Below are 25,025 nucleotides of genomic sequence, written 5' to 3'. Positions count from 1 at the left end.
CACTGGATTTGCGCTCTGTTTTGCCCACAAAGTTCAAGTCCGTTTTTCAACACTGGCAGAACAGTCATGACCAACACCGATTTTGGCACCCGCGACGGTTTCATCTGGATAGACGGCACACTGGTGCCCTGGGAAAAAGCCGAATGCCACATATTAAGCCACAGCCTGCACATGGCCGGGGCCGTGTTTGAAGGGATGCGCGCCTATGATAAACATATTTTTCTATGCCAGGCCCACATTGAACGGCTGGCACGGTCGGCCGATCTTGTCGGCTATCGCCTTCCCTGGACGACCACAGAACTGACCCGCGCGACAGAGGCTGTCATCTGGGCAAATGGACTTAACGATTGTTATATTCGCCCCGTTGCATGGCGAGGATCGCAAAGTGTTTCGGTGGCCGCCACCACCGCCCACATTCATGTTGCGATAGCCGCATGGGACTGGCCTACCCCCGCAACACAGGGCATGGCACACAATGGCATCCGTCTTGTTTTGGCTGACTGGCGACGCCCGGCCCCCGACACGGCCCCGACCGCATCGAAATGTTCGGGCATGTATATGATCGGCACGTTAGCGCGACATACCGCACAACAGGGCGGTTATGACGATGCCCTGATGTTAGATAGCCATGACAACATTGCCGAAACCACCGCAACCAATATTGTATTGATCAAGGATAACCGACTTGTTTCGCCCTTACCTACCTGTTTTCTGGACAGTATTACCAAACATCATGTTTTTGCCCTGGCCCAGGATATGAAACTGACAAGCAACCAGCAAACCGTTACCCTTGATATGCTGGCCGACGCCGACGAGGTTTTTGTCGTCGGCACCGCCGTTGAAATTCTGCCGGTTACCGAACTTGCCACACGCAACCATGTTTTTCGCTGGCCGGTTGGTGCCCTGACAAAAAGGTTGATGGCAACATTCGCTCGATCAATCCGGGCGGATGCCACCACCTCGAAATCTGCAACCTGAGATCAGAAATCTCTCATTTCTGTATAGCACTTTTACCCAAGTCCGGTGCAAAACGCAGTCAACAAAGCCTGGCCTTGTGGCCAGTCGTCAATATTACTGGCTTCGTTGATATGGCCCAATGCCCCGGCCATCACCATACCCGCCCCCCAGTTTCGGGCACAACGCATCATATATTCCGGTCGGGCATAAGGGTCATTTTCGCTACCAACCAGCAAGGTGGGAAACGGCAATTCACGCTGCGGTACCGATGCAAAACCAAGCGCCTCAGCGGGGAATTGTGAACTTGCCGGGTTGGGCACCGCAACCATAAACGCCCCCTTAATCGCCCGCAGGGCAGGGTTTTGCTGCCGGGCGGCCCAATGGGCCACCAAAAGACATGAAAGACTGTGCGCCACCAGAACCGGCGGTGCCGGAATTTGGGCCAAAGCCGCATCCAGCGCCATGATCCAGTCTTCCAGATCTGGCTGGTCCCAATCTGTGGGCATCATGCGCAAAAAGGGGCGCGCGGATGCCTGCCATTGATCTTCCCACTGGCTTTGCCAGTGTTGCGGGCCCGATCCGCCAATACCGGGTAGAATAATCACAGGTGACTGCATGGCCATTTTCCTGAAAATTAAGGGTCAGGCTATCGATTATAATCTTATGGCTCAAAACCAACATGGCAACTCATCGGCCAAGTTATGTTATTTCCGATGATTCATCGTTTTTTACGTCAGGATTGCTTGAATGGCACATACAGGCTTTGACCGGCTGGATATCGCAATTATCGAAGCCTTGCAGGCTAATGCCCGCACCCCGCTTTCGGAGCTGGGACGGCAGATCGGGCTATCGCAACCCGCCATGTCCGAACGGGTAAAACGGCTAGAGGAACGCGGCATTATCGAGGGCTATAGCGCACGCATCAACCCAGCCGCCCTTGGGGTCGGTTTGATGGCAATTATCCGGTTAAAAACGACCCATAATCATATCAAAACCTGTCTGCAGCATTTTTCCGAAATGCCCCACATCATCGAGGTTCACCGCCTTACCGGTGAAGACTGCTTTATGTTAAAGGTGCTGGTTCCCACACCAGGCGATCTTGAAACCATCGTTGATCGCATCGCCCGTTATGGCGCTATCACCACATCACTTGTTTTACGGTCAGAACCGTCAAAACCAATTGGCCGGGCCTTGTTACAACATCCCCGTTCCGGCTGACTTTACTGGTGTAAAGCATGTCGATGACACCTGTTCTGGCATTTAACACCGCCTCCCGAAACCGGAATGACCAGCGTAAATAACGAGGCCATATAGCAGAAAATAAAACCGGCACACGGCAAAGCGGTTTGACCTTGACTCTGACACCCTCCTGCCCGCATACATAAGAACAAAATAGGAACAAATAGCAGGCGTCATTTTTTGACCAGCAAATTGCAACAGGCACGTGCCGCCCTTTTGCGGGCGGAAAAACAATGGCAAGGCCGTGCCGCCTGTGTTGATGGCGGGCGGGAGCACCTTATCACCCGGGCGTTTGGCGATATTGACCTAAAACCGCATTTTTCCGTGGGCGGCTTAATGCCAACCGGCCTGCACGAGATCATGGCCGAACATGCTGACAGCGCAACATCGGCGCTGGCCTGGTATCTGGCCGGGCTTGATGCCGAGCCTTCGCCTCACGCAAAGACCTCAACCGTTTTATGGGTACGGCAACGCAAAGCCCTGGATCAGGGGCAGCTTTACCCGCCCGCCCTGTTTACCAGCCCTGCCCGCCACACCCTGGTGATGATGACAATTGACCAGCAACAAACAGCACTTTGGGCCTGCGAGGAGGCCGCCAAATCTGGCCAGATCGCGACAATCATACTTGAAACCACCGACTATGATTTAACCACCGCACGCCGCCTGCAACTGGCCTGCGAGGCAGGCGACACGCGCCTGATTGTGTTGCGCCATCACCGGGCCGGGCAAAATATTGCCCCGTCGCCAGCATGGTCGCGCTGGCACATCACGCCACATGGCATTTATCGCAAACTCAGCCTGATCGGGGGACGCGGGGTTCGACCGGCAAGCTGGAAAGTCTATATCGATGAAGCAACGCTTCTTGTATCTGTGGCTGACACACTGGAAAACAGACTGCCACCGGGCTGCTGCCACGCAACAGCCGCCCACAAACAGCCCGTCCATGCCTGACAACGTTCCAAACCGGGTGCCGACGCGGACACCACAAAAGACGCCATCTGGCACGGATCAAATGTCGCAACCTGCCAAGACACCCTTTATCGTCACGCGTAGCGACCATAAAGGTGTTCTTGCCTGTGGTTTGTCGCAAGGGGCGTGCAGGGCCGGGCTTGTACCGGGCATGCGCCTGGCCGAAGCGCGCAGCATTGTGCCCGATCTGGTTAATATCAACGAAGATCCAGGCCTTTATGCCCACCATCAAACCCGGTTGCTCAAGCATCTGGACCGCTATAGCCCGTGGATTGCCCCGGATCGGGTTTTGATGCGGGATAATCTGGGCGGTGAAGGCGGTTTCTGGCTGGAAATGACGGGCGGCAGCCATTTGTTTGGTGGCGAAGAAACCCTGATCAAACAGGCCCAACGCGACATCAACAAACTGGGATTTTCCTGCAAGGCGGGCATGGCCGATAGTGCCGGTGCCGCATGGGCCAGTGCGCGCTTTCACGCAGGCGATGGCATTTTATCCTTGCCCGCCCACCATGATGCCGCACGCGGTTTTCCCATTGAAGGACTGCGCCTGTCGCCCGATATTCTGGCAACCCTGCACCGGCTGGGCATTCGCCAGTTACAAGATGTCGCCGACTTGCCGCGTGCTACCCTGACAACCCGTCTTGGCCCCGATGTTTTACAAAGGCTGGACCAGTTTTATGGTCGCCTGCCCGAACATTTGAATTTTCATGTGCCCGATCAGCCTTGGCTGATCCGCCAGCAATACGGCGAACCGCTGGGCGATGCCGCCAATCTGGAAGCCGCGGTTGCACAGATGATTGTGCAATTATGCACTCAACTGCAAAGCGAAAACAAAGGGCTGCGCCGTATCATCCTGCGGTGTGTGCGGGTGGATGGCCGTGCCCATACGGTCCAAATCACCACCAGCACCGCTTGCCAGTCAGCACGGCATATTGACCGCCTTCTGGCCGAAAAAATGCCCGGTGTCGATACCGGTTTCGGGATTGAAGAGGTCATTCTCTATGCGCCCTGGGTCGAACATGTTGCCTTTCGCCAAATCAGCCTGGACGCCAGTGCCAGCCAAAATGGCAATACCATTGCCCTGGCCGAACTATTTGACCGGATCGGCCATCATCTTGGCCCGCGTGACCAATTATTTCGCCCTGGCCACCATGCCAGCCACCTGCCCGAAAAGGCCACCATCCGCCAACCGGTGGGTGCCGCCCCATCGCCCGCAAGCCTGCCCGGCATTCATCTGCCCAAACGCCCCATCCGCCTGATGAACCCGCCCGAACCGGTTCAAGTTTTACACCGCACCGCCAATGGTGCCCCCGCCACCCTGCGCTGGCGGCGTATGGATCTGGAAATTACCACAATCAGCGGGCCAGAACGCCTGTGCCCCGAATGGTGGGATTACCTCGACCAGGCCGGGTTTGCCCTCCATGAACTAACCCGTGATTATTTTCGCGTCCACGACCATACTGGCCGGTGGCTATGGCTCTGCCGAACCCTGGGGCGCAGCCAGACAGAACCAGCATCCGAGATGTCATTTGCCCCGGCTTTTAAAACCAGCGATCTCGCCCCCACCACGACGATACAGGGCGAACTGCCCCTTGCGGCCCCGGCCCTGCACATGGCGGAGCCTTGCGAACATAACCGCACATTTCAGGACCTGTGGTCCGTTCACGGCCTGTTTGCATAGGCACAATCATGGTGGATATTACCCCTATTACAAACATCGCCCCCTCGCAATCGGGTTTTGCGCCCGGTGGTCCTCCGGCTAAATGTCCGCGATATGCCGAACTTCAGGTCAGCAGCAATTTTTCATTTCTGCGCGGGGCATCCCATGCCGAAGAACTGGTTCTAACCGCCGCCAGCAAGGGGCTTCACGGCCTTGCCATAACCGATCGCAACAGTCTGGCGGGCATTGTGCGCGGGTTTAGTGCCCATCAACCCCATCAAAACCAGTTGCAATATATTGTTGGTTGCCGGTTGGATCTGGCCGATGCGCCGTCGCTTTTATGCTATCCGACCGACCGGCAGGCTTACGCACGGTTATGCCGGTTGTTAACATTGGGAAAACGGCGTGCCCCCAAGGGCGAATGCGAACTTTACCTTAATGATGTGGTCGAACATAGCGACGGGCTTTTGTTTATTGTCGTCCCGCCGCAGGTGCCTGATTCGGCATTTTACGCCCATCTTGTTGCGCTTCAGGCCCATTTTGCGGGCTGCTTGTGGCTGTCAGTCAGCCGTTTTATGGACGGGTTCGATACCGAAAGGCTCACCTTTTGCCACCAGGTCGAAGCCGATCTGGGCATTCCGGTGGTGGTAACCAATGATGTGCATATGCATGTGCGATCCCGCAAACCGTTGCAGGATGTTCTCACCTGCATTCGCCATCATTGCCGGATCGAGGATGCCGGTTACCGCCTGTTTCCCAATGGGGAACGCCACATCAAATCGCCCCAACAAATGGCGGCCCTGTTTCCCGATCATCCCCACTGGCTGGAACGCAGCGTGGAAATTGCCCGCCAATGCCGCTTTCATTTGCGCGAATTACGTTATGAATATCCTGATGAAAATGACGGATCGATCGAAACCACCCAGCAACGCTTAACCCGTCTGGCATGGGAAGGCGCACAGCACCGTTACCCCGAAGGCATCCCCGACAAGGTTCGGGGCCTGATTGAAACCGAATTGCGCCTGATCGACGAGCTGGGCTATGCTCCCTATTTCCTGACCGTGCATGACATTGTTTCCTTTGCCCGTTCACGCGGTATTTTATGCCAGGGGCGCGGATCGGCGGCCAATTCATCGGTTTGTTTTTGTTTGCATATTACGGCGGTCGACCCGGCAAAGGTTGAATTGCTGTTTTCCCGGTTCATCAGCAATGCCCGCGATGAACCGCCCGACATTGATGTCGATTTTGAACATGAACGCCGCGAAGAGGTAATCCAGTATATTTACCAGCGTTACGGGCGGGAGCGGGCGGGCTTAACCGCCACGGTTATTTCCTATCGCTCGCGCAGTGCGCTGCGCGATGTCGGCAAGGTTTTTGGCCTGTCCGAAGACAGCATTGTCAAACTGACCAAAACCGTTTGGGGGTCGGGCAGCAAAGGCCCGCATGATGCCATGATGCGCCAGTCGGGCATCAACCCCGATGAAACCCGGCTTCAGGCCATTATGATGCTGGCCGCCGAGTTAACCGGTTTTCCGCGCCATTTGTCGCAACATGTTGGCGGTTTTGTCATTACCCGTGGCCCGCTCTGCGAACTTTCCCCCATTGCCAATGCCGCGATGGAAGACCGCACCACCATTGAATGGGACAAAGACGACATTGATGCACTGGGCATTTTAAAAGTCGATGTGCTGGCACTTGGCATGCTGAGCTGCATTCGTAAGGCATTTGACGAATTACGCGACCATAAAAACATCGATTACGACCTGGCCTCCCTGCCCAAGGAAGACCCAAAAGTCTACGCCATGCTAACCAAGGCCGACAGCATTGGTGTTTTTCAGGTCGAATCCCGCGCGCAAATGAGCATGCTGCCGCGCCTGCAACCCAAATGCCTGTATGACCTGACCATTCAAATCGCCATTGTCCGCCCTGGCCCCATTCAGGGCGGCATGGTGCATCCTTTTTTGCAACGCCGGATGAAACGTGAACAGGTGGATTATCCCTCCGAAGAACTCAAAGCCGTTTTAAAACGCACCGAAGGCGTTCCTCTGTTTCAGGAACAGGCAATGCAAATTGCCATTGTCGGGGCGGGTTATACTGGCGGCGAAGCCGACAATTTACGCCGGGCGATGGCCACTTTCAAACGCACCGGCACCATTGGCGAACATCGTGAAAAATTCCTCAATGGCATGTTGCGCAATGGCTACGATGCCGATTTTGCCGAACGCTGCTTTAAACAGATCGAAGGCTTTGCCGATTATGGCTTTCCCGAAAGCCACGCGGCCAGCTTTGCCATACTGGCTTATGCCTCCTCGTGGCTGAAATATCATCATCCCGATGTGTTTTTATGCGCCCTGCTTAATGCCCAGCCCATGGGGTTTTACGCCCCGGCCCAACTGGTAAATGATGCGCGCAATCATGGGGTACGTGTGCTTGATGTCGATGTGAATTACAGTTTCTGGAACAATACAATGGAACGCGATATCGGTCGTGCATCCGGCCCCATGGCCGTGCGGCTGGGGTTTCGCCAGGTGCGGGGCCTGAGCGAACTGGAGGTCGCGAAACTAACCGCCAACCGGCCGATGGGCGGCTTTCAGGATATTTATCTGATGGCCCGCCAAACCGGCCTGTCGCCTGGCGCCCTTGAAAAACTGGCCGAAGCCGATGCCTTTCAATCCCTGGCCCTGCGCCGCCGCGAGGCCCTGTGGGCGGCCAAACGCTTTGGCAAGGGCCGCAAGGCACCTAGCGCCCTGCCCTTGTTCGAAGCCGCCCAGAACTTTAATCACAATATGGGCGTTTCCGCCGAATTTGGCCCGGAACCCGCCGTAAATCTGCCCGTCATGGGGCCGGGTGAAGAAATTATCGAAGATTACGCCAGCCTGCGCCTGTCGCTTAAAGGCCACCCGGTTTCCATGCTGCGCGATGCCCTTCACGGGGCGGGCATCAAACGCGCCTGCGACCTTAACGCCACGCGTAATGGCGATAAAATTACCCATGCCGGGCTGGTCATTGTTCGCCAGCGCCCCGGCACCGCATCGGGCATTGTTTTTATAACGTTAGAAGACGAAACCGGGGTTACCAATCTGGTGGTGTGGTCCAAGGTAATGGATGAATTTCGCCGCGAAATCATGACTGCAACCTTGTTAGGTGTTTCAGGCAAACTGCAACGCGAAGACGGCGTCACCCATATCGTGGCGGAAAAGCTGGTCGATCTTTCGGGCATGTTGCAAAGTCTGACCGACAACACCAAAATCAACCGACAATCTGGCGGGCATCCCCGCAATTTACGCTGGGCCACCGGCACACCGGGCATTGCCACCCCCATCAGCCCCCCGGCACAAATCGCACCGCCCTCCCATACCACCCCTCTTGAAAAGCTTGGGCAACAACACCAACAGGACCGCGCCAAAACCAGCCGCCTGAAAATAGACAGCCATGATTTTCACTAAAGCACATTTCCTTTAATATGACCCATTTTGCCAGCTCAGTCTGCCGCCTGGCAAGGAGAAGTCCGCCGGGCGTAATGGGTTTACGGACAAGGATTTCGACGCGGCCAGGCGGCAGACTGAGCTGGCCCACAGGGTTTGATTTTGGCGGTGTTTGGCGGCGTTACACCGCTCGCCCGATGCGCCGCATCGCGCAGCGCGCTGTGCCTTGCCAAACGACACGCCAAAAATAAACAAAATGGGTCATATTAAAGGAAAAGTGCTTTAAGGGCTATCACCCCACCCAGCCCAACCCGCGCGAAATGCCTTTTGCCGCCTCGGTCAAAAGGCTGACAAAACGGTCGAGGTCGGATTTTTGGGTGCGAAATGCCGGGGCTGCCACATTCAAAGCCGCCAATACCGAGCCATCCACGGCAAAAATCGGCACCGATACCGACACCAGCTGATCACTGACTTCACCGTGACTGATGCAAAACCCCTGCTTGCGGATATTCATCAATTCCCGCATCAGGGCGGCATGACTGGTAATGGTGTTACCGGTAATCCGGTCCAGTGTTTGCGGCAAAATACGCGCAATCAGGTTATCGGATAAAAACGCCAATAAAATCTTGCTCGACCCGGCATGTAAGGGGCGTCGTCGCCCGACCACCGCATGAACCCGCAAATCACGCGAGGGTTCAAATTTGGCAATGCACAGGGCCTCTGTATTGTCGCGTATCCGGATCTGTACCGTTTCATTCATTTTCTGACCCAGCGTTTCCAAAACAGGACTCGCCAGTTTTACGAGATCAATCTGGGTCGACGCGGAAGTTCCCAACACCAAAATTGCATTCCCAAGATTATATCCGCCATCTTCAGCCCGCTGGATGAATTTTCGTCGTTCCATTGTACGTAACATACGCAAAGTTTTTTGCTTTGTTTCTCCCAGATTACGCGCCAGCGCCGACAGGGTCTGGCCCGGCTCGCGCGACACCTCTAACAGAACCGATAAAGCAACATCAACCGACTGAATTATATGTTTTTTATCTGAGATCGATTCTAAAAACATTCCCAACAAAACCCTGACATCTACCCGTGATTATAGCGCCGGAATATTGTTACATACAGCGTAACAGCACAAGAAAAAAAATTGACATAAATCCACCGAGCTGCCGATCATACATCATCAGCAACCCGCAGAGTTGCGTAAAACCGAATATTCAATCCGGGACTGGCTCCGCTAGAGACCTCAAACGAAATGGAGACGATAATGTCGCTCACCCCGACACTGGGAATAGCCCGTAAGGCAGGCTTGGGATTGCTGCTTGCCATGGCAATTCCTGCAATGGCCATGGCAGCTGATTCCAGCCTGACAATTGGCATGTCCACCACCTTCACCACCATTGATCCGCACGAAACATCCAGTTCGCCCAACAATGCGGCCAGCCGTCATATTTTTGACAGCCTGATCAATCGGGGTGGCGCGGCAGAAAACAATCCGCAACTGGCAACCGAGTGGAAAATTATTGATCCGACCCATTGGGAATTTCATTTGCGCAAAGATGTCAAATTCCATGATGGCTCCACCTTTGATGCCGAAGATGTGATTGCCTCTCTTTTGCGTGCACGTGACAAACCCAGCCAGGCATTTGCATCCTATACGCGCAACATCAAGGATGTCTCCGAGGTCGATCCTTATACCGTTATGGTCGAAACAACCGTCCCCGATCCGATGATTTTGAACTCGCTGAGCCGCATTCGCATCATCAGCGCCGACCACGCCCAAGACAGTGTTGCCGACTTTGATTCAGGCAAAGCCGCCATTGGTACCGGCCCGTTCAAATTTGTCTCTTATTCACCCGGCGACCGTCTGGTTCTGGAACGCAATGACGATTATTTTGGCGGTCCGTCCGAATGGAAAAACGTCACCTTGCGTATGATTCCCGACAATGGTGCGCGTTTGGCAGCCCTGCTTTCAGGCGATCTCGACCTGATCGAAACCATGCCTGCCGAAGGCGTTGACCGGGTCGAAAGTTCTGATAATTTGCAGTTGATTCGTGGTCAATCCACCCGCCTTGTCTATCTGGGTGTGAATGTCAACGACGCCCCGACCGCTTTTATCACCGCAAAGGACGGATCGAAACTGGACAAGAATCCGCTACAGGATGAACGCGTTCGCCGCGCTCTTCTGATGTCGATCAACCGTCCGGCCATTGTCGACCGCGTGATGCAGAAAAACGGCACTGTTGCCGACCAGTTTGTTGCCAAGGGGTATTTTGGCCATTCCGATGTGGTCGAACCGGTCAAATATGATCCGACAGGTGCGAAAAAGCTGCTCGAAGAAGCAGGCTGGGGAGATGGCTTTAAAATAACCATTCAAGGCCCGGCAGGTCGTTATGTGAATGACAGTGCTGTTCTTCAGGCTGTTGGACAGATGTTTTCGCGCGTTGGCATTGAAACCTCGGTCGAAGTCATGCCGTGGTCTATGTATTCTAAAAAATACGCCACCGGTGATTACAGCCTGTATCTGGGATCATGGGGCATCAATACTGGCGAAGTTTCCAACCCGGCATTGGCTGTTGTTGCCGGACGCAACGACGAAAAAGGCACGGGCCGTTACAATGGCGGCAATGTCAATGACCCGGAAATCAACAAATTGCTGGACGAAGCCACCTCGACACTGGACGAAGCATCGCGCAAACCGCTGCTTGAAAAAGTGTCCGAGCTGACCTTCAACAAGCTCTGGATTTTACCGCTGCATTACGAAAACGTTGTTCTGGCTGCCAAAAAATCCATCAGCTACGCCCCGCGTGGCGACAAATACACCCTGGCATACGACATTAAAAGCACTGCCAACTAAATCATCCACATCCACCCTGGTGCGCATCGGGTATTCTTTCCCTAACCGGATGCGCGCCCCCTCCCCCAGGAGAAATCGAATGCAGGAACTAGGTTCGAGCGGTTCTGCCGCGCGTGCAAAGGCGATCTATGACTATGGCCATACGGCAATTTTCGCCTGCACCGCCGACCCGCGTTTTCACATGTTGCTATATGTGCCGCCCGCAGCCGCCGAAGGCCGCAAGGTTGACCTCCTGGTCGCGGTCCATGGCACCGGCCGCACGTCCGCCATCGAATTTCGCGACGGTTTTGCCGAATTTGGCCTGTATAATGATTGCGCAATCCTGTGCCCGATCTTCCCGATGAATGCCCGGGGCGACGGGGCCCGTTCCGGGTATAAATATATCCTCGAAGGCGACATCCGTTACGACGAAATCCTGATTTCGATGGTCGATGAAATGGCCGGGAAATATGACCAGAACTGGTCAAAATTTGCCATGTTCGGTTTTTCCGGTGGCGGCCATTTCACCCACCGCTTTACCCTGCTGCATCCGCAAAAACTGTGGGCCGCATCCATAGGCGCACCGGGTTCGGTAACCTTGCTAGATACCGAACGCAACTGGTGGGTCGGGGTAAAAGACATCAAGGAACAGTTTGGCATCAGCCTTGATATCCCCGCCCTGCAAAAGGTTGCTGTGCAAATGGTTGTTGGCTCTGCCGACCTTGAAAACTGGGAAATCATGCACGCACCAGGGTCCAAATATTACATGGATGGGGCCAATGATGCCGGAAACTCGCGCCCTGAACGTCTGAAATCACTGGCAAAATCGTTTGAAAATGCGGGCGTTACTGTCAGTCTTACCGAAATTCCCGGTGTTTCGCATGACCGCATGAAAGTACTTGATACCGTCAAGGCGTTTCTAACCCGCACCTTAAAAGAGATCCGCCAAAAATGACAAATGCAACCATCGTAGCCCCGCAGCCTGAAGCCGTCGAAGCCGGTGCCGAAATTTTGGAACGAGGCGGAAACGCCATTGATGCCGCCCTCGCTTGCGCCTTTGTTCAGGGTGTTGCCGACCCGCAAATGTCGGGCATTGGCGGTTTTGGCTCCATGCAGGTTTATATGCCGGGCAAGGGCGTGCATGAAATTCTGGAATTTTATGCACGTGCGCCGCTGGCGGCGACCGAAACCATGTGGGAAGACAAACTGGTTGGCCAAAGCCGCGACGGGTTTGGCTTTATTCTGGAAAACAATATTTCCGATATCGGATACCTGGCAGTCTGCACACCTGGCTCGCTCAAAGGATACGAAACAGCCCTTCGCGACTACGGTACCTTTGACTGGGCCGATATCATCGCCCCGGCCATTGGTTACGCACGCAATGGCGTGATGATCCGTCCACACATGCATTGGTACTGGGCAAAGGACCAGTCAAGCGACCAATATGCCAATACAATCGACAAGCTGAAATTTTCCAAAACCGGGCGCGAAGTCTATTTCCATAAAGACGGCCAGCTCCGCAATGTTGGCGAAATTTTGCGCAACCCCGATATGGGCAACACCCTGGAACGCATCGCCAAAAGCGGCAGTGCCGATATTTTCTATCAGGGCGAAATCGCCCGGCAAATTGCCAATGACTTTGCCAAATCCGGCGGCCTGATCGGGCTTGATGACCTGGCGGCTTATAACATCACCAGGACCGACCCGATCTGGGGTACATATCGTGGCCACCGCATTGCCACCAGCCCGCCACCCGGCTCGGGTTTTCCGATGCTCGAACTGCTGCATATTCTGGAACATTTCGACATTTCAGGCATGAAACACGGCAGCCACAAGCATGTGCAGACCCTGTTTGAAGCCATGAAACGCATGACGATAGACAAAGATACCTATATGGGAGATCCGGCCTATATCGATGTGCCTTTTGAACCATTGCTAACCCCTGAATATACTGCCGGGCTCGCAGCTTCCATTCGGGCGGGCGAACGCGCATCGGTTGATCGTCTTGAAATGTCGCAACGTGACACAACCCATATTTCCGTGATCGACAAACAAGGCAATGCCGTTTCAATGACCCACACCCTTGGCAGCCCGTCGGGCGCCATCACCGACGGGCTGGGCTTTATGTATAACGGCACAATGGCACGGTTTGATCCGCGTCCGGGACGGGCCGCGTCGATTGCACCGGGCAAACGCCGGGCAAGTTCAGCCGCGCCGACCATTGTCTTTCAGGGTGACACCCCGCGCATGGTGATCGGCGCACCGGGCGGCAGCTATATTGCGCCGACCGTCGCCCAGGGCATTATGAACGTGATTGATTTTGACATGTCGATCATGGAAGCCGTCGCCGCCCCGCGCGTTATAGGTGTTTCCAATAAAATCGACATCTGCAATCGTATTCGCCGTTCTGTCGAAAAATCCCTGCGTGCCGAGGGTTATGACGTTGCGCGCTCCCCCCAAAGTTATGCCTTTGCTGCCCTGCATGCGATCAGCATCGATAACGGCATCTCAAAAGGGGCGGCAGACCCGCAGCGCGACGGCGTTGCAATTTCAATCGATTAAGCCAAGGGCAGGAGAAGCACGATGCTTGCATCCCTATTGCGACGATTGATACAGGCCATCATGGTCGTTCTGGCCATGACGATCATTGTTTTCGTCGGTGTCAATGTCATCGGCAACCCGGTCGATATCCTGATCAATCCTGATGCCAGTCAGGCTGAATATGCGCGCGTTGTGGCCCATCTTGGGCTGGATCGCCCGCTTTGGCAGCAATATCTGATGTTTATTCAGGGCATTTTTCACGGCGATTTCGGCACCAGCTTTGTTTATAACAAACCCGCCCTGTCCCTGATTGTCGAACGCCTGCCAGCAACCCTTGAACTGGCGATGACGGCGTTATTAATCGCCATCGTTGTTGGTTTGCCGCTGGGTCTATATGCAGGGCTTCATCCTGAACGCCTGTCATCCCGCCTGATCATGAGCGGATCGATCCTTGGCTTTTCGCTGCCTACATTTTGGGTCGGCTTGATGTTTATCTTGCTGTTTTCAGTACAGTTGGGGTGGCTGCCATCCGGCGGGCGCGGTGAAACCGCCAGTTTCCTGGATACCAATTGGTCGTTTCTCACCGCTGACGGGTTGCATCACCTGATATTGCCTGCCCTTAATCTGGCGTTATTTAAAACATCCCTGGTCCTGCGCCTGACCCGTGCCGGTGTACAGGAAGTTCTGCCCCAGGATTACGTTAAATTCGCCCGCGCCAAGGGGCTGAGCGAAAACCGGGTGATCTACACCCATGTTCTCAAAAATCTGATGATCCCGGTTGTGACCATTACCGGGCTGGAGTTTGGCTCCCTGATTGCGTTTTCGGTTGTGACCGAAAGCATCTTTGCCTGGCCCGGTATGGGCAAGCTGATCATTGACAGCATTAACAATCTGGACCGGCCGGTAATCGTCGCCTATCTGATGATGATGGTCGTGCTGTTTGTCGCGCTGAATTTCATCATCGACATTTGTTATACATTGCTGGACCCCCGCGTCCGGCTGGACACGAAGGGCAAATAACATGTCCCAAGCCGCAAATGGGCCGCAGAAAACAGCATTGGTGCCCGCAAGCCTGCCCTCCGCATCCCTTCTGGCGCGATCTAGCAAACTGGCGCAAAAATTCGTTATGTCGCCAGGTGCGGCACTCGGGCTGGGCGTTCTGGTGCTGATCATTTTTCTAGCCGTGCTATCGCCGCTTATTTCGCCGCAAAACCCCTATGACCTTAGCCAGCTTGATATCCTTGACGGTCGTCTGGCCCCGGGGTCGTCGTCATTCGATGGTGTTCCCTATTATCTGGGAACCGACGATCAGGGACGCGATATTCTGTCAGGTATTCTTTATGGCCTGCGCACATCGCTGATTGTCGGGGTTTTGTCGGCATTTGCGGCGGCCACCATTGGCACCAGTATTGGCCTGATCGCCGCCTATATTGGCGGACGGGTCGAAACACTGCTGATGCGGCTGGTGGATTTGCAACTGTCCTTTCCCACCATCCTGATGGCATTGATGATGCTGGCCTTTCTAGGCAAGGGACTGACCAATGTTGTGATTGCCCTGATCATTGCCGAATGGGCGACCTATGCCCGCACGGTGCGAAGCTCCGCCCTGGTGGAGCGTGAAAAGGAATATATCGAAGCCGCTCATTGTTTGCGCCTGCCGGGCTATCGCATTTTGTTTCGCCATCTTTTACCCAACTGCCTGGCACCGGTGATTGTAATTTCAACCATGCAGGTGGCGCGCGCCATCGGACTTGAAGCAACCCTGTCATTTCTCGGGCTGGGGGCCTCGGTCACCGAGCCGTCCTTGGGAATGCTGATTTCAAACGGCTATCAATACCTGCTTTCCGGCCTGTACTGGATCAGCTTTTTTCCCGGCATTGCCCTGTTGATTACGATTGTTGCCATCAACCTGGTTGGCGACCGGCTGCGTGACATTCTAAACCCGAGGAGCATGTGAGATGGCGAACCTTTTGACGGTTTCCAATCTTGTCACCGAATTTGGCGGCAGCAAGACCATGCCGGGTTTGCGGGCGGTAAATGATGTCTCCTTTACCCTTGAAAAGGGCCGGGTTTTAGGCCTTGTCGGCGAAAGTGGTTCAGGAAAATCGGTGACCGGGTTTTCGATCATGGGGCTGGTGGACCGACCTGGCAAGATTACCGGCGGTCAGATTATTTTTGATAACCGCAACCTGATCGGCCTTGACCAGGAAGAAATGCGCCACCTGCGCGGCAAACGCATCGCGATGGTGTTTCAGGACCCGATGATGACGCTAAACCCGGTTTTGCGTATTGGCACCCAAATTACCGAGGCCATACAGGCCCATGACCCGATGACAAAACCGGCCGCCCGCGCCCGCGCGCGCGATGCATTAGGGCTGGTTGGCATTCCCAGCCCGGAAGAGCGGCTTGATGCCTACCCGCATGAATTTTCCGGCGGAATGCGCCAGCGCGTTGCCATTGCCATCGCCATGTTGCATCGCCCCGACCTGATCATCGCCGATGAACCCACCACCGCGCTTGATGTCACCATCCAGTCGCAAATCATTGCCGAGTTTCAAAAGCTGGCCGAAATCAGCGGCACGGCGGTGATCTGGATTACCCATGACCTGGCGATTGTATCCCGTCTGGCCGATGATATTGCGGTAATGTATGCCGGACGGCTGGTGGAAACCGGCCCGGTCAAACAGGTATTGGGTACCCCGCGCCATCCCTATACACAGGGGCTTATCCAGTCCGTTCCCAGCCAGAACCAGCGTGGCCACCGCCTGCATCAAATTCCCGGCATGACACCCAGCTTAACGCGCCTGCCCACAGGATGCAGTTTTCGCACCCGGTGCAGCTTTGCCACCGCGCAGTGCCAAACCATACCGGAAAAAACAGATACCGGGACCCGAACCTATCGCTGTTTCCACCCTGTGGCCGAGGGGCTTTGACCATGACCGAAACTGTCACCAAAAGCCCGATTGTCGAGTTGAAAAACGTTTCACGCCGGTTCGGGATCACCCCGGACCTGATCGGCAAGGCTTTGATCCGCCTTGGCCTTAGCCCGACCCCACCTGTCGTTCATGCGATGGATGGTGTTGATTTAACCATTCATCGCGGCGAAGTCGTCGGGCTGGTCGGTGAAAGTGGCTGTGGCAAATCGACATTGGGCCGTATTGTTGCCGGGATCATCCCGCCATCTGACGGCGACGTTATTCGCCACGGGCGCGAAAACATGACCCGGCGCGAAAACAACAAAGCCGACCTTGCCATTCAAATGATTTTCCAAAATCCGATGGCGGCCCTTAACCCGCGCATGCGGATCGACGATATCGTCACCGAAGCGCCAAAAACGCACGGAATGCTGGAAGGGACGCGTGCCGAACATGCCGATAAATATTTGCGCATGGCTGGCTTTGACCCGGAAATGAAAACGCGGTTCCCGCACGAATTTTCCGGCGGGCAGCGCCAACGTGTCAACATCGCCCGCGCCCTTGCCGTGCGCCCGGATTTTCTGGTCTGCGATGAAAGTGTCGCCGCCCTTGACGTTTCCATTCAGGCGCAGGTGATTAACCTGTTTATGGATTTGCGCGAAAAACTGGGGCTAACATATTTGTTTGTCAGCCACGATCTGGGCGTGGTTGAACATATTTCAGACCGTGTTGTGATCATGTATTTGGGCCGCATTGTTGAAGAAGCCCCGACCGAAGAAATCTTCAGCCGCCCCAATCATCCCTATACGCAGGCGTTGCTGTCCGAAATTCCCCGCATCGAACTCACCAAACGCAAATTCAAAGTCATTGACGGCGAGTTGCCCAGCCCTATAGCACCACCACCGGGCTGTCATTTTCACCCGCGCTGCCCGTTTGCCATGGAAAAATGCCGCACCACCGTGCCCAAAAAACGCGAAATTGCGCCCGGCCATTTCTCAGCCTGTCACTTAAATGATGAAGGCACCCCGGCTACCGAACATACAGCGCACGCCAGGGCCTGAACACGTCACACCGCCCCCTTTGGTCAACCGGCCAAAGGGGGACGCAATATCACTCGCCGAACAGGCAAAGCCTGTACCGCGCTTGCATGACGCAAATTGCCCCTGCCATAGATAAAACCAGAAGATGCAAATCGTTTTGGCAATTGCCACAACGCGACCTGTCTTCGCATCTTCGCATTATTTTAAATACCAATCCCATGCCAATTTTCCTTGACGCGGTTCCCTGCTACCCGTATCGTACTTAATAACGACACAAATAACATAATAATGGAATACAGGGAATGGCAGATCTGGTTGTTAGCCTTTATGCACCCGTTCTTGATGCACTGGCACGCAAGGTTGCCACGACGGACATAACTATTCGTCCGGTGCTGGCACCTGAACAGCGCCTTGTCGTCGATTGGGTGCGCGATAATTTCAGCAATAACTGGGCCAGCGAGGCCCTTGTGGCGATCACCCGCCAGCCCGCTTCCTGCCTGATCGCAATCCGCGACGGCCAAATTATGGGTTTTGCCTGTTACGATGCCATTGCCCGCGGCTTTTTCGGCCCAACCGGTGTTGCTGTCGATGCCCGCGGGCAAGGCATTGGTGCGGCCTTGCTGCACAGCACCCTGCAAACCATGAAAAACATGGGTTATGCCTACGCGATAGTTGGCGATCCCGGCCCCACACAATTTTATATCGACACCGTCGGTGCGATTGAAATCCCGCTGCCCGGCAAAGGAATTTACGCCGACATGCTGCGCGCGCCTGCCCGTTAAAAACCATACGTGCCTTCTTCCCCGGGCCGGTTAGCGCCGGTTCGTTATGCAAATCCCCCGGCCCATCGGCCTTCTGTTTTCAGGGAATGATCCATGTCTTCGAACACACCGCTGGCCCTGTTTGTCGGCATCCCAAATGATACTTTATCGACCGACGAAATTTCTCTGTTTCGCGAAACCAATCCGCTGGGCCTGTTTGTTGGCCGCCGCAGCCTGAAAACTCCCGATCAGGTCAAAAAACTGACCGATCAGTTCCGCAACGCCGTTGGCCGCGACGATGCGCCGATTTTTACCGATCAGGAAGGCGGGCGGGTATCGCATCTTGATAGCGGATCGTGGCCGTTATTTCGGTCGTTTGGTGAATTTGGTGCACTGGCACGCCGCGATCTAGAGCTTGGCAAACGTGCGTTGCGCCTGTCATCGCAGGCTATGGGGGCGATGATGCACGAGTTGGGCCTTGATAGTGGCTGTTCGCCCGTCCTTGATCTGGTGTTTGGCGATACCAGCGACGTTATTGGTACCCGTGCCTTTGGGCAGGACCCGGCTTTGATCAGTGCGCTGGGCCGTGAAGTGGTCGATGGTTTACTTGAAGTTGGCAATATGCCGATCATGAAACATATTCCTGGCCATGGCCGTGCCACGGTAGACAGCCACAAGGAACGCCCGCGTGTAGATGCCGACAAACCCCTTTTACGCGCCACCGATTTCAAACCGTTTATCGATCTGATCGACACGCCGTGGGCGATGGTGTCGCATGTGGTGTATTCCGCCTATGACGACCAGAACCCGGCATCGGTTTCACCCGTTATTTGCAAAGACGTTATCCGCGACGAACTTGGCTATGACGGCGTTCTGATTTCAGATTGTGTCTATATGGAATCCCTGTCGGGCAGCTTGCCTGAACGGGTGCGGCAGACCCTGGAAGCAGGTTGTGACATTGCCCTGCACAGTCATGGCACCAATTCCGAAACACTGGCTGCCGCCAAAGCGGCCCGTCCGTTAAGCGATGAAACAATCCGTCGCATGGGCGCGGCCAAGGCCCGATTGGGCAATATGAACGTCAATATCAAGCAACTACATGCCGAAGTCGAAGAAATCTTTGGCGCATAACAAAACAATTTCAGTATCAGGGAAAGATCAATGATCACGCATAAACGCCTTTTGGCGGTCGCTGTTTTTGGCCTTGCCATTCTGCCACCGCTTGCCGCCAGTGCCGAAACGGTTCTGACCGCCAATGTCGAACCCGCCACCACCTGGGTTCGCAACTTTAACCCGTTCAACCAGACATCGGCCCGCCAAAGCACGTCGGATTTCATTTATGAGCCGCTGGTAATTTTTAACCGCTTTGACCATGACAAGGCCAATTATCGCCTCGCCAAAAGCTATAAAATCGCGGACGACCTGAAAAGCGTGGAATTTACCCTGCGGGATGGCCTGAAATGGTCGGACGGCAAGGCTTTGACCGCCAAAGACGTTGTTTTCACCTTTAACTATGTCCAAAAGAACCCGGCACTGGATTTTGTTTCGGTCTGGAATATCCTTGATAAAGTTGAAGCCGTCGACGAACACACCGTAAAATTCAGCCTGTCCAGCCCCAGTTCGCTGGCCGTAAACCGCCTGATCGAACTGCCAATTGTCCCCGAACATATCTGGGCCGACATTGCCGAACCGGTCACCTTTGCCAACGAAACCCCGGTTGGCAGCGGCCCGATGACCGAAATTCCCCGTTTTACCCCGCAAACATACGACCAGTGCCGCAACCCGTATTACTGGGATGCGGAAAACCTGAAGGTTGATTGTTTCCGCTTTCCGCAATTGGCCGATAACAACCAGATGCTCACGGCCACCGCCAGCGGCGAACTGGACTGGGGCACGTCATTCCTGCCCAATGTCGAGCAAACCTATGTTGCCAAGGACCCGGATCATTTCCATTACTGGTACACAGCGGGCAGCATGGTTGAGTTCATTTTCAATCAGGAAACCGCCAATACGGATAACAAAAAAGCCTTTCAGGATGTAAAATTCCGTCGGGCAATGAGCATGACGCTGGATCGCCAGGGCATGGTTAATGTGGCCGGTTATGGTTATCCGACGCTAAACCAGGACCCGACCACATTTGGCGAAGTTTATGCAAGCTGGACCGACCCGAAAGTTCTGGAAGAATTTGGTAAATACGCCAAATACAATGTCGATGCCGCCAAGGAACTTCTCGACGATGCCGGTTATGTTGATGTTGATGGCGACGGTTTTCGCGATAACCCCGATGGCACGCCAATCAAGTTTGACATTATCGTTCCCAATTCCTGGACCGACTGGATTGATACCGTGCGTATCGCGGTTGAAGGCATGCATGATGCGGGCATTAATGCCAATATTGGCACGCCGGAAGAAGCCGTTTGGGGACAGGACCTGATCACAGGTAAATTTGATGCCGCCATTAACAGCATCAGTGCCGCAGCGTTGCCGTACTATCCCTATCAGCGTGCATTTAATCGCGATGATGTTGGCAAAACCCGTTTCACCGCCCAGCGCTGGTTTAACGATGATTTGTCCAAACTGTTAAATGACTTCAGCCTGACCTCGGACATGGACAAACAAAAAGCCATTATGAACAAGGCCCAGCGTATTGTGGCGGAAAACCTGCCATTGCTGCCAGTTTATAATAATCCGACCTGGTATCAGTACAACACAACGCGCTTTACCGGCTGGTCGACCCAGGAAAACCCGTTCGTTAACCCGACCCTGTCGCGCCAGAACCATGCCCGTTTGTTGCATCTGCTTGCATTGCGTCCGGTTAAGTAAAACCGTTTCGCAATGATTGTCGCGGGCTGCCCCGCCTCTTCCGGGGCGCCCGCGATACCAACAGTTTCAGAGGTCCCAATGGTTTTTCTGCTTCGGCGATTATGTTTTTATCTGGCAGCCTTCATTGCGGCGGCGACCATCAATTTTTTCCTGCCCCGCCTTCTGCCGGGCGACCCGATCCAGATCATGTTTTCCAGTGCTGGAAGTACGCTTTCGCCAGAAAACCTAAAGGCTTTGAAACTGACTTTCGGGTTTGTTGATGCCCCGTTATGGCAACAATACCTGACCTATCTGGGCAGTATTTTTACCGGCGATCTTGGCATGTCGATCAAATATTTCCCGCTGTCAGTTACATCGGTGCTGGGCCGTGCCCTGGTCTGGACGGCGGGCCTGATGGGCACAGCCACCCTGATCAGCTTTACGCTGGGCACAACGCTGGGCATCATTGCCGCCTGGCGGCGCGGCAGCAAATTTGACGTGATATTTTCGGTATCCGCCATCGTTGCAACCTCGGTTCCCGCCATGGTCACATCACTGGTTGCGCTTTATTTTTTCGGTTTTACGCTGGGCTGGTTTCCCACCGGTTATGCCGCCAACCCGGCACTGGACCCGGCATTTTCATTTGAATATATCGGCAGTGTTATTTACCACGCCGTTTTGCCCATCATTACCCTGTCCCTTGTTCTGACAGGCGGCTTTGTTGTGACCATGCGCAACAACATGATCAACCTTTTGGGCGAAGATTACATCACCATGGGCCGGGCCAAGGGCCTGTCGGATCGCACTGTCATGTTCTGGTATGCCGCGCGCAATGCCCTGCTGCCAACGGTGTCGGGCCTGGCTATTGCCATTGGCACAATTCTGGGCGGGTCGCTTGTGACCGAGGTGGTGTTTAACTATCCCGGCCTGGGCAACACGCTGTATCACGCCATTCTGGCCCGTGATTACCCCGTTATTCAGGGGCAGTTGCTGATTATGACACTGGCAATGTTAACCGCCAATTTCATTGTCGATGTCAGTTACGTTCTGCTTGATCCCCGATTGCGGAGGGCCTGACCGATATGAAAAACGTTATTTTAGGGCTTCTGCGCAATAAAAAGGCCCTGACGGGTCTGCTGATTTTGGCCATCATCGTGGTAGCTGCCCTTGCCGCCCCCTTGTTAACCGGGTTTGACCCCGCACGCCGTGTTGGCCTGCCGCACCAGCCGCCCAGTGCCGACCATTGGCTGGGGACCACCCGCATCGGGCAGGATGTTTTTGCCCGCCTGATTTACGGCGCGCGCACATCGCTGGCGGTTGGTTTTGGGGCCGGTTTTATCATTACTGCCGTTGGCACCATCATGGGCATTGCCGCAGGCTATAAAGGCGGCAAAATTGACGAAGCCATCAGTTTTTTGACCAACATGGTCCTTGTTGTGCCCAACCTGCCACTTTTGCTGGTTCTGGCAGCGTTTATCGGGCAGGCAAGCCCGCTTGTGATTGCCATTATTTTAGGCGGCACCAGTTGGGCATGGGGCGCGCGTGTTACACGGGCCGAAACCCTGTCGATCAAACAAAAGGATTTCGTCAAAGCCGCCGAAATGCTGGGCGAACCGGGTTGGCGCATTATGGCCGCCGAAATTTTCCCCAATCTGGTTTCGATTGTTGGCATCAATTTCATCGGCAGCGTTGTTTTTGCCGTGATTACCGAAGCCACGCTGGAGTTTTTGGGACTGGGTGATCCGCAAACCGTATCGTGGGGGGTGATGCTTTATAGCGCGCAAAACGCATCGGCCCTTCAGGTTGGCGCATGGTGGGATATTTTAACCCCCTGCTTTGCCCTGGTCTTTTTGGGAACCGGCCTGTCATTGCTTAATTTCGCCATCGACGAGGTCGCCAATCCGCGCCTGCGGACCGGCAATTCTCTGGCGCGCTGGGTTGGCCGTACTCGCGCCGGGGAGGGTCGCCTGTGAACAATCCGTTATTATCCGTTCGCGATCTGTCAATTGAATATGTTGGTGACAAAACCGACTTTCGCGCTGTTGATCATGTCAGCTTTGACGTCGCGCCCGGCGAGGTTTTTGGTCTGGCCGGGGAATCGGGTTGTGGCAAAAGCACCATTGCTTTTGCAATCAGCCGCCTGCACAAACCACCGGCATTAATTTGTGGCGGTGAAATTATGATGGCCGGTCGCAGTGTGCTGGACCTTGATGCAAACGAACTGGCGCGTTTTCGCTGGGACGAAGTCGCCATGGTGTTTCAAAGTGCCATGAATTCACTAAACCCGGTTTTGCGCATTGAAAGCCAGTTTCACGACGTGCTGAAACACCATCGCGGTTACAGCAAGGCGCAATCGCGCGAACGCTGTGCCGAACTGTTAAAACTGGTCGATATTCCGGCAGACCGAATGCGCGATTATCCGTTTCAGTTTTCCGGCGGCATGCGCCAGCGCATTGTGATTGCCATTTGTCTGGCACTGGACCCCAAACTGATTGTGATGGACGAACCCACCACCGCCCTTGATGTGGTGGTTCAGCGTGAAATTTTACAGCACATTAATGAGCTGCGCCGGAAACTCGGCTTTTCGGTGTTGTTTATCACCCATGATTTGGGCCTGATGGTGCAGTTTTGCGACCGCATCGGCATCATGTTGGGGGGTAAACTGGTGGAACAGGGCACGGCGGATCAGATCTACCGTACGCCCACGCATGATTACACCAAAAAACTGTGGGCATCTTTTCCATCTTTTCATGGCCCCGCCCCCCGGCAGGAGAACGCACAATGACCGCAAAACCTGCCATCGTCAGCCTGCAAAACATTGGTAAAACCTTTCATCTGGGCGCGCACAAGGTGCGCGGTGCCCACGACCTTTCCTTTGACCTGCATGGCGGGCGCACCCTGGCACTGGTTGGGGAATCTGGCAGTGGCAAAACCACCTGTGCCCGTATCATCATGCGCGAATATATCGCCGATGAAGGCCAGCTTTTGTTTAATGGCACCCCGGTTACCGACAACACGACCAAGGGGTTGAAACAATACCGCAAAAACGTGCAAATGATCTTTCAGGACCCGTTTGCATCGCTAAACCCGGCCCATACGGTGGACTATCATTTACGCCGCCCGCTGGCACTTTATCGCCGCGATTTAAAGGGCAAAGCCGTCACTGACAACATTCATGCCCTGTTGCGCCAGGTCGAACTGGACCCGGAACTTGTTGCCCCCAAACACCCGCATGATCTTTCCGGCGGGCAGCGCCAGCGCATCAACATCGCCCGCACCCTTGCGGTTGGTGCCAAGGTTATTATCGCCGATGAACCGACATCGATGCTGGATGTTTCGGTACGCCAGGGCGTGCTGGAACTGTTAAACCGCATGAAACGCGATCTGGGCCTGGCCCTGCTTTACATCACCCACGATGTCGCCACCGCCCATTATGTGGCCGAGGACATCATGGTTATGTATGGCGGGCAAATTCTGGAATGGGGCGACGTTAATGCGGTGTTGTCCAACCCGCAGCACGATTATACCCGCATGTTGTTATCGGCCGTGCCCAACCCGGAAATCCGGTTTGACGACCCGCAATCACGCCTTGACCCTGCATCGGTCAATACTGTGCGCGAACAGGCCAAACAGCTGCATCCGCATATCAAAACCGCAGGGCCAAACCATTTTTACCGGCATACCGCCGCGTGAATTCACGTTTTGCATCCCTTAAAAACCCGGGCTGGCAGGCACAACAGGCCACAACCGGAATGAAATGTGCGGAACATATCGATTGCACACCAACCAAAGCCACGCCGCAGATCCGAAACGGACCCGGCAGTTTATACGCACACACTATAACGCGATTAATATCCGCCAAACGGAGCCTTTGTTAAAT

The 25,025-nt window shown here is 54.7% G+C and carries 21 protein-coding genes; 19 read left to right on the top strand and 2 right to left on the bottom strand.

The features are described 5' to 3' along the window. Positions 1 to 66 precede the first annotated feature (66 nt). Positions 67 to 978: an aminotransferase class IV gene (locus AAC086_RS05155; RefSeq protein ID WP_339776111.1), complete on the top strand. Its 912-nt coding sequence runs from the start codon at positions 67 to 69 to the stop codon at positions 976 to 978. 32 nt (positions 979 to 1,010) lie between these two features. Here the strand turns inward: AAC086_RS05155 and AAC086_RS05150 are convergent, their stop codons facing one another. Beyond that, positions 1,011 to 1,574 carry an alpha/beta hydrolase gene (locus AAC086_RS05150; protein WP_339776109.1) on the bottom strand — a complete coding sequence of 188 codons (564 nt, stop codon included), beginning with the start codon at positions 1,572 to 1,574 and terminating at the stop codon, positions 1,011 to 1,013. 130 nt (positions 1,575 to 1,704) lie between these two features. On the opposite strand from AAC086_RS05150, the gene AAC086_RS05145 reads away from it, so the two are divergent. From AAC086_RS05145 to AAC086_RS05130, 4 genes are all read left to right on the top strand, one after another. After that, positions 1,705 to 2,175, top strand: a complete 471-nt coding sequence (locus tag AAC086_RS05145; RefSeq protein WP_339776107.1) for an Lrp/AsnC family transcriptional regulator — start codon at positions 1,705 to 1,707, stop codon at positions 2,173 to 2,175. Positions 2,176 to 2,376: 201 nt separating this feature from the next. Continuing rightward, positions 2,377 to 3,147, top strand: coding sequence for a protein ImuA (locus AAC086_RS05140; RefSeq protein WP_339776105.1), 771 nt, complete (start codon positions 2,377 to 2,379; stop codon positions 3,145 to 3,147). A 61-nt stretch (positions 3,148 to 3,208) separates the two neighbouring features. Next, a complete protein-coding gene (locus AAC086_RS05135) occupies positions 3,209 to 4,846 on the top strand; it encodes a DNA polymerase Y family protein (RefSeq protein ID WP_339776102.1) in 1,638 nt (545 codons plus the stop codon). 8 nt (positions 4,847 to 4,854) lie between these two features. Next, complete coding sequence (locus AAC086_RS05130; protein ID WP_339776100.1) at positions 4,855 to 8,271, top strand: error-prone DNA polymerase; 3,417 nt, start codon at positions 4,855 to 4,857, stop codon at positions 8,269 to 8,271. A 271-nt stretch (positions 8,272 to 8,542) separates the two neighbouring features. On the opposite strand, the gene AAC086_RS05125 is transcribed toward AAC086_RS05130, so the two are convergent. Next, on the bottom strand, positions 8,543 to 9,316 hold the full coding sequence (locus AAC086_RS05125; protein ID WP_339776097.1) for an IclR family transcriptional regulator: 774 nt from the start codon (positions 9,314 to 9,316) through the stop codon (positions 8,543 to 8,545). 201 nt (positions 9,317 to 9,517) lie between these two features. Here AAC086_RS05125 and AAC086_RS05120 point away from each other — a divergent pair, with 201 nt between their 5' ends. The 14 genes from AAC086_RS05120 to AAC086_RS05055 all read left to right on the top strand — a co-directional run bounded on the left by AAC086_RS05120 (position 9,518) and on the right by AAC086_RS05055 (position 24,838). Then, positions 9,518 to 11,107, top strand: a complete 1,590-nt coding sequence (locus tag AAC086_RS05120) for an ABC transporter substrate-binding protein (RefSeq protein ID WP_339776095.1) — start codon at positions 9,518 to 9,520, stop codon at positions 11,105 to 11,107. 79 nt (positions 11,108 to 11,186) lie between these two features. After that, the gene (locus AAC086_RS05115; RefSeq protein ID WP_339776093.1) at positions 11,187 to 12,041 is read left to right on the top strand and encodes an alpha/beta hydrolase; all 855 of its coding nucleotides are present in this window, start codon (positions 11,187 to 11,189) and stop codon (positions 12,039 to 12,041) included. Continuing rightward, on the top strand, positions 12,038 to 13,648 hold the full coding sequence (gene ggt / locus AAC086_RS05110) for a gamma-glutamyltransferase (RefSeq protein WP_339776091.1): 1,611 nt from the start codon (positions 12,038 to 12,040) through the stop codon (positions 13,646 to 13,648). Before AAC086_RS05115 ends, ggt begins: the two co-directional genes overlap by 4 nt. A 21-nt stretch (positions 13,649 to 13,669) precedes the next feature. Then, the gene (locus tag AAC086_RS05105) at positions 13,670 to 14,647 is read left to right on the top strand and encodes an ABC transporter permease (RefSeq protein WP_339776089.1); all 978 of its coding nucleotides are present in this window, start codon (positions 13,670 to 13,672) and stop codon (positions 14,645 to 14,647) included. 1 nt (position 14,648) lies between these two features. Next, positions 14,649 to 15,584, top strand: a complete 936-nt coding sequence (locus AAC086_RS05100) for an ABC transporter permease (RefSeq protein WP_339776086.1) — start codon at positions 14,649 to 14,651, stop codon at positions 15,582 to 15,584. Position 15,585: 1 nt separating this feature from the next. Next, positions 15,586 to 16,560: an ABC transporter ATP-binding protein gene (locus AAC086_RS05095; protein WP_339776083.1), complete on the top strand. Its 975-nt coding sequence runs from the start codon at positions 15,586 to 15,588 to the stop codon at positions 16,558 to 16,560. Between the two features lie 2 nt (positions 16,561 to 16,562). Further along, positions 16,563 to 17,603 (top strand): ABC transporter ATP-binding protein, encoded by a 1,041-nt coding sequence (locus tag AAC086_RS05090; protein ID WP_339776081.1) that lies wholly within the window; start codon positions 16,563 to 16,565, stop codon positions 17,601 to 17,603. A 281-nt stretch (positions 17,604 to 17,884) separates the two neighbouring features. Further along, complete coding sequence (locus tag AAC086_RS05085; protein ID WP_339776078.1) at positions 17,885 to 18,364, top strand: GNAT family N-acetyltransferase; 480 nt, start codon at positions 17,885 to 17,887, stop codon at positions 18,362 to 18,364. A 93-nt stretch (positions 18,365 to 18,457) separates the two neighbouring features. After that, positions 18,458 to 19,474, top strand: a complete 1,017-nt coding sequence (locus AAC086_RS05080; RefSeq protein WP_339776076.1) for a glycoside hydrolase family 3 N-terminal domain-containing protein — start codon at positions 18,458 to 18,460, stop codon at positions 19,472 to 19,474. 30 nt (positions 19,475 to 19,504) lie between these two features. Further along, positions 19,505 to 21,166, top strand: coding sequence for an ABC transporter substrate-binding protein (locus tag AAC086_RS05075; protein ID WP_339776073.1), 1,662 nt, complete (start codon positions 19,505 to 19,507; stop codon positions 21,164 to 21,166). A 78-nt stretch (positions 21,167 to 21,244) separates the two neighbouring features. Next, positions 21,245 to 22,222, top strand: a complete 978-nt coding sequence (locus tag AAC086_RS05070; RefSeq protein WP_339776071.1) for an ABC transporter permease — start codon at positions 21,245 to 21,247, stop codon at positions 22,220 to 22,222. A gap of 5 nt (positions 22,223 to 22,227) precedes the next feature. Next, a complete protein-coding gene (locus AAC086_RS05065; protein ID WP_339776069.1) occupies positions 22,228 to 23,118 on the top strand; it encodes an ABC transporter permease in 891 nt (296 codons plus the stop codon). Then, on the top strand, positions 23,115 to 23,930 hold the full coding sequence (locus AAC086_RS05060; RefSeq protein ID WP_339776066.1) for an ABC transporter ATP-binding protein: 816 nt from the start codon (positions 23,115 to 23,117) through the stop codon (positions 23,928 to 23,930). The genes AAC086_RS05065 and AAC086_RS05060 overlap by 4 nt, the downstream gene beginning before the upstream one ends. After that, the gene (locus AAC086_RS05055) at positions 23,927 to 24,838 is read left to right on the top strand and encodes an ATP-binding cassette domain-containing protein (protein WP_339776063.1); all 912 of its coding nucleotides are present in this window, start codon (positions 23,927 to 23,929) and stop codon (positions 24,836 to 24,838) included. The genes AAC086_RS05060 and AAC086_RS05055 overlap by 4 nt, the downstream gene beginning before the upstream one ends. The last annotated feature ends 187 nt before the right edge of the window (positions 24,839 to 25,025 follow it).

This window comes from uncultured Thalassospira sp., from assembly GCF_963976115.1.
In the GTDB taxonomy this organism is placed as follows: Bacteria; Pseudomonadota; Alphaproteobacteria; order Rhodospirillales; family Thalassospiraceae; genus Thalassospira.
This window is presented reverse-complemented; position numbering and strand designations above follow the sequence as displayed.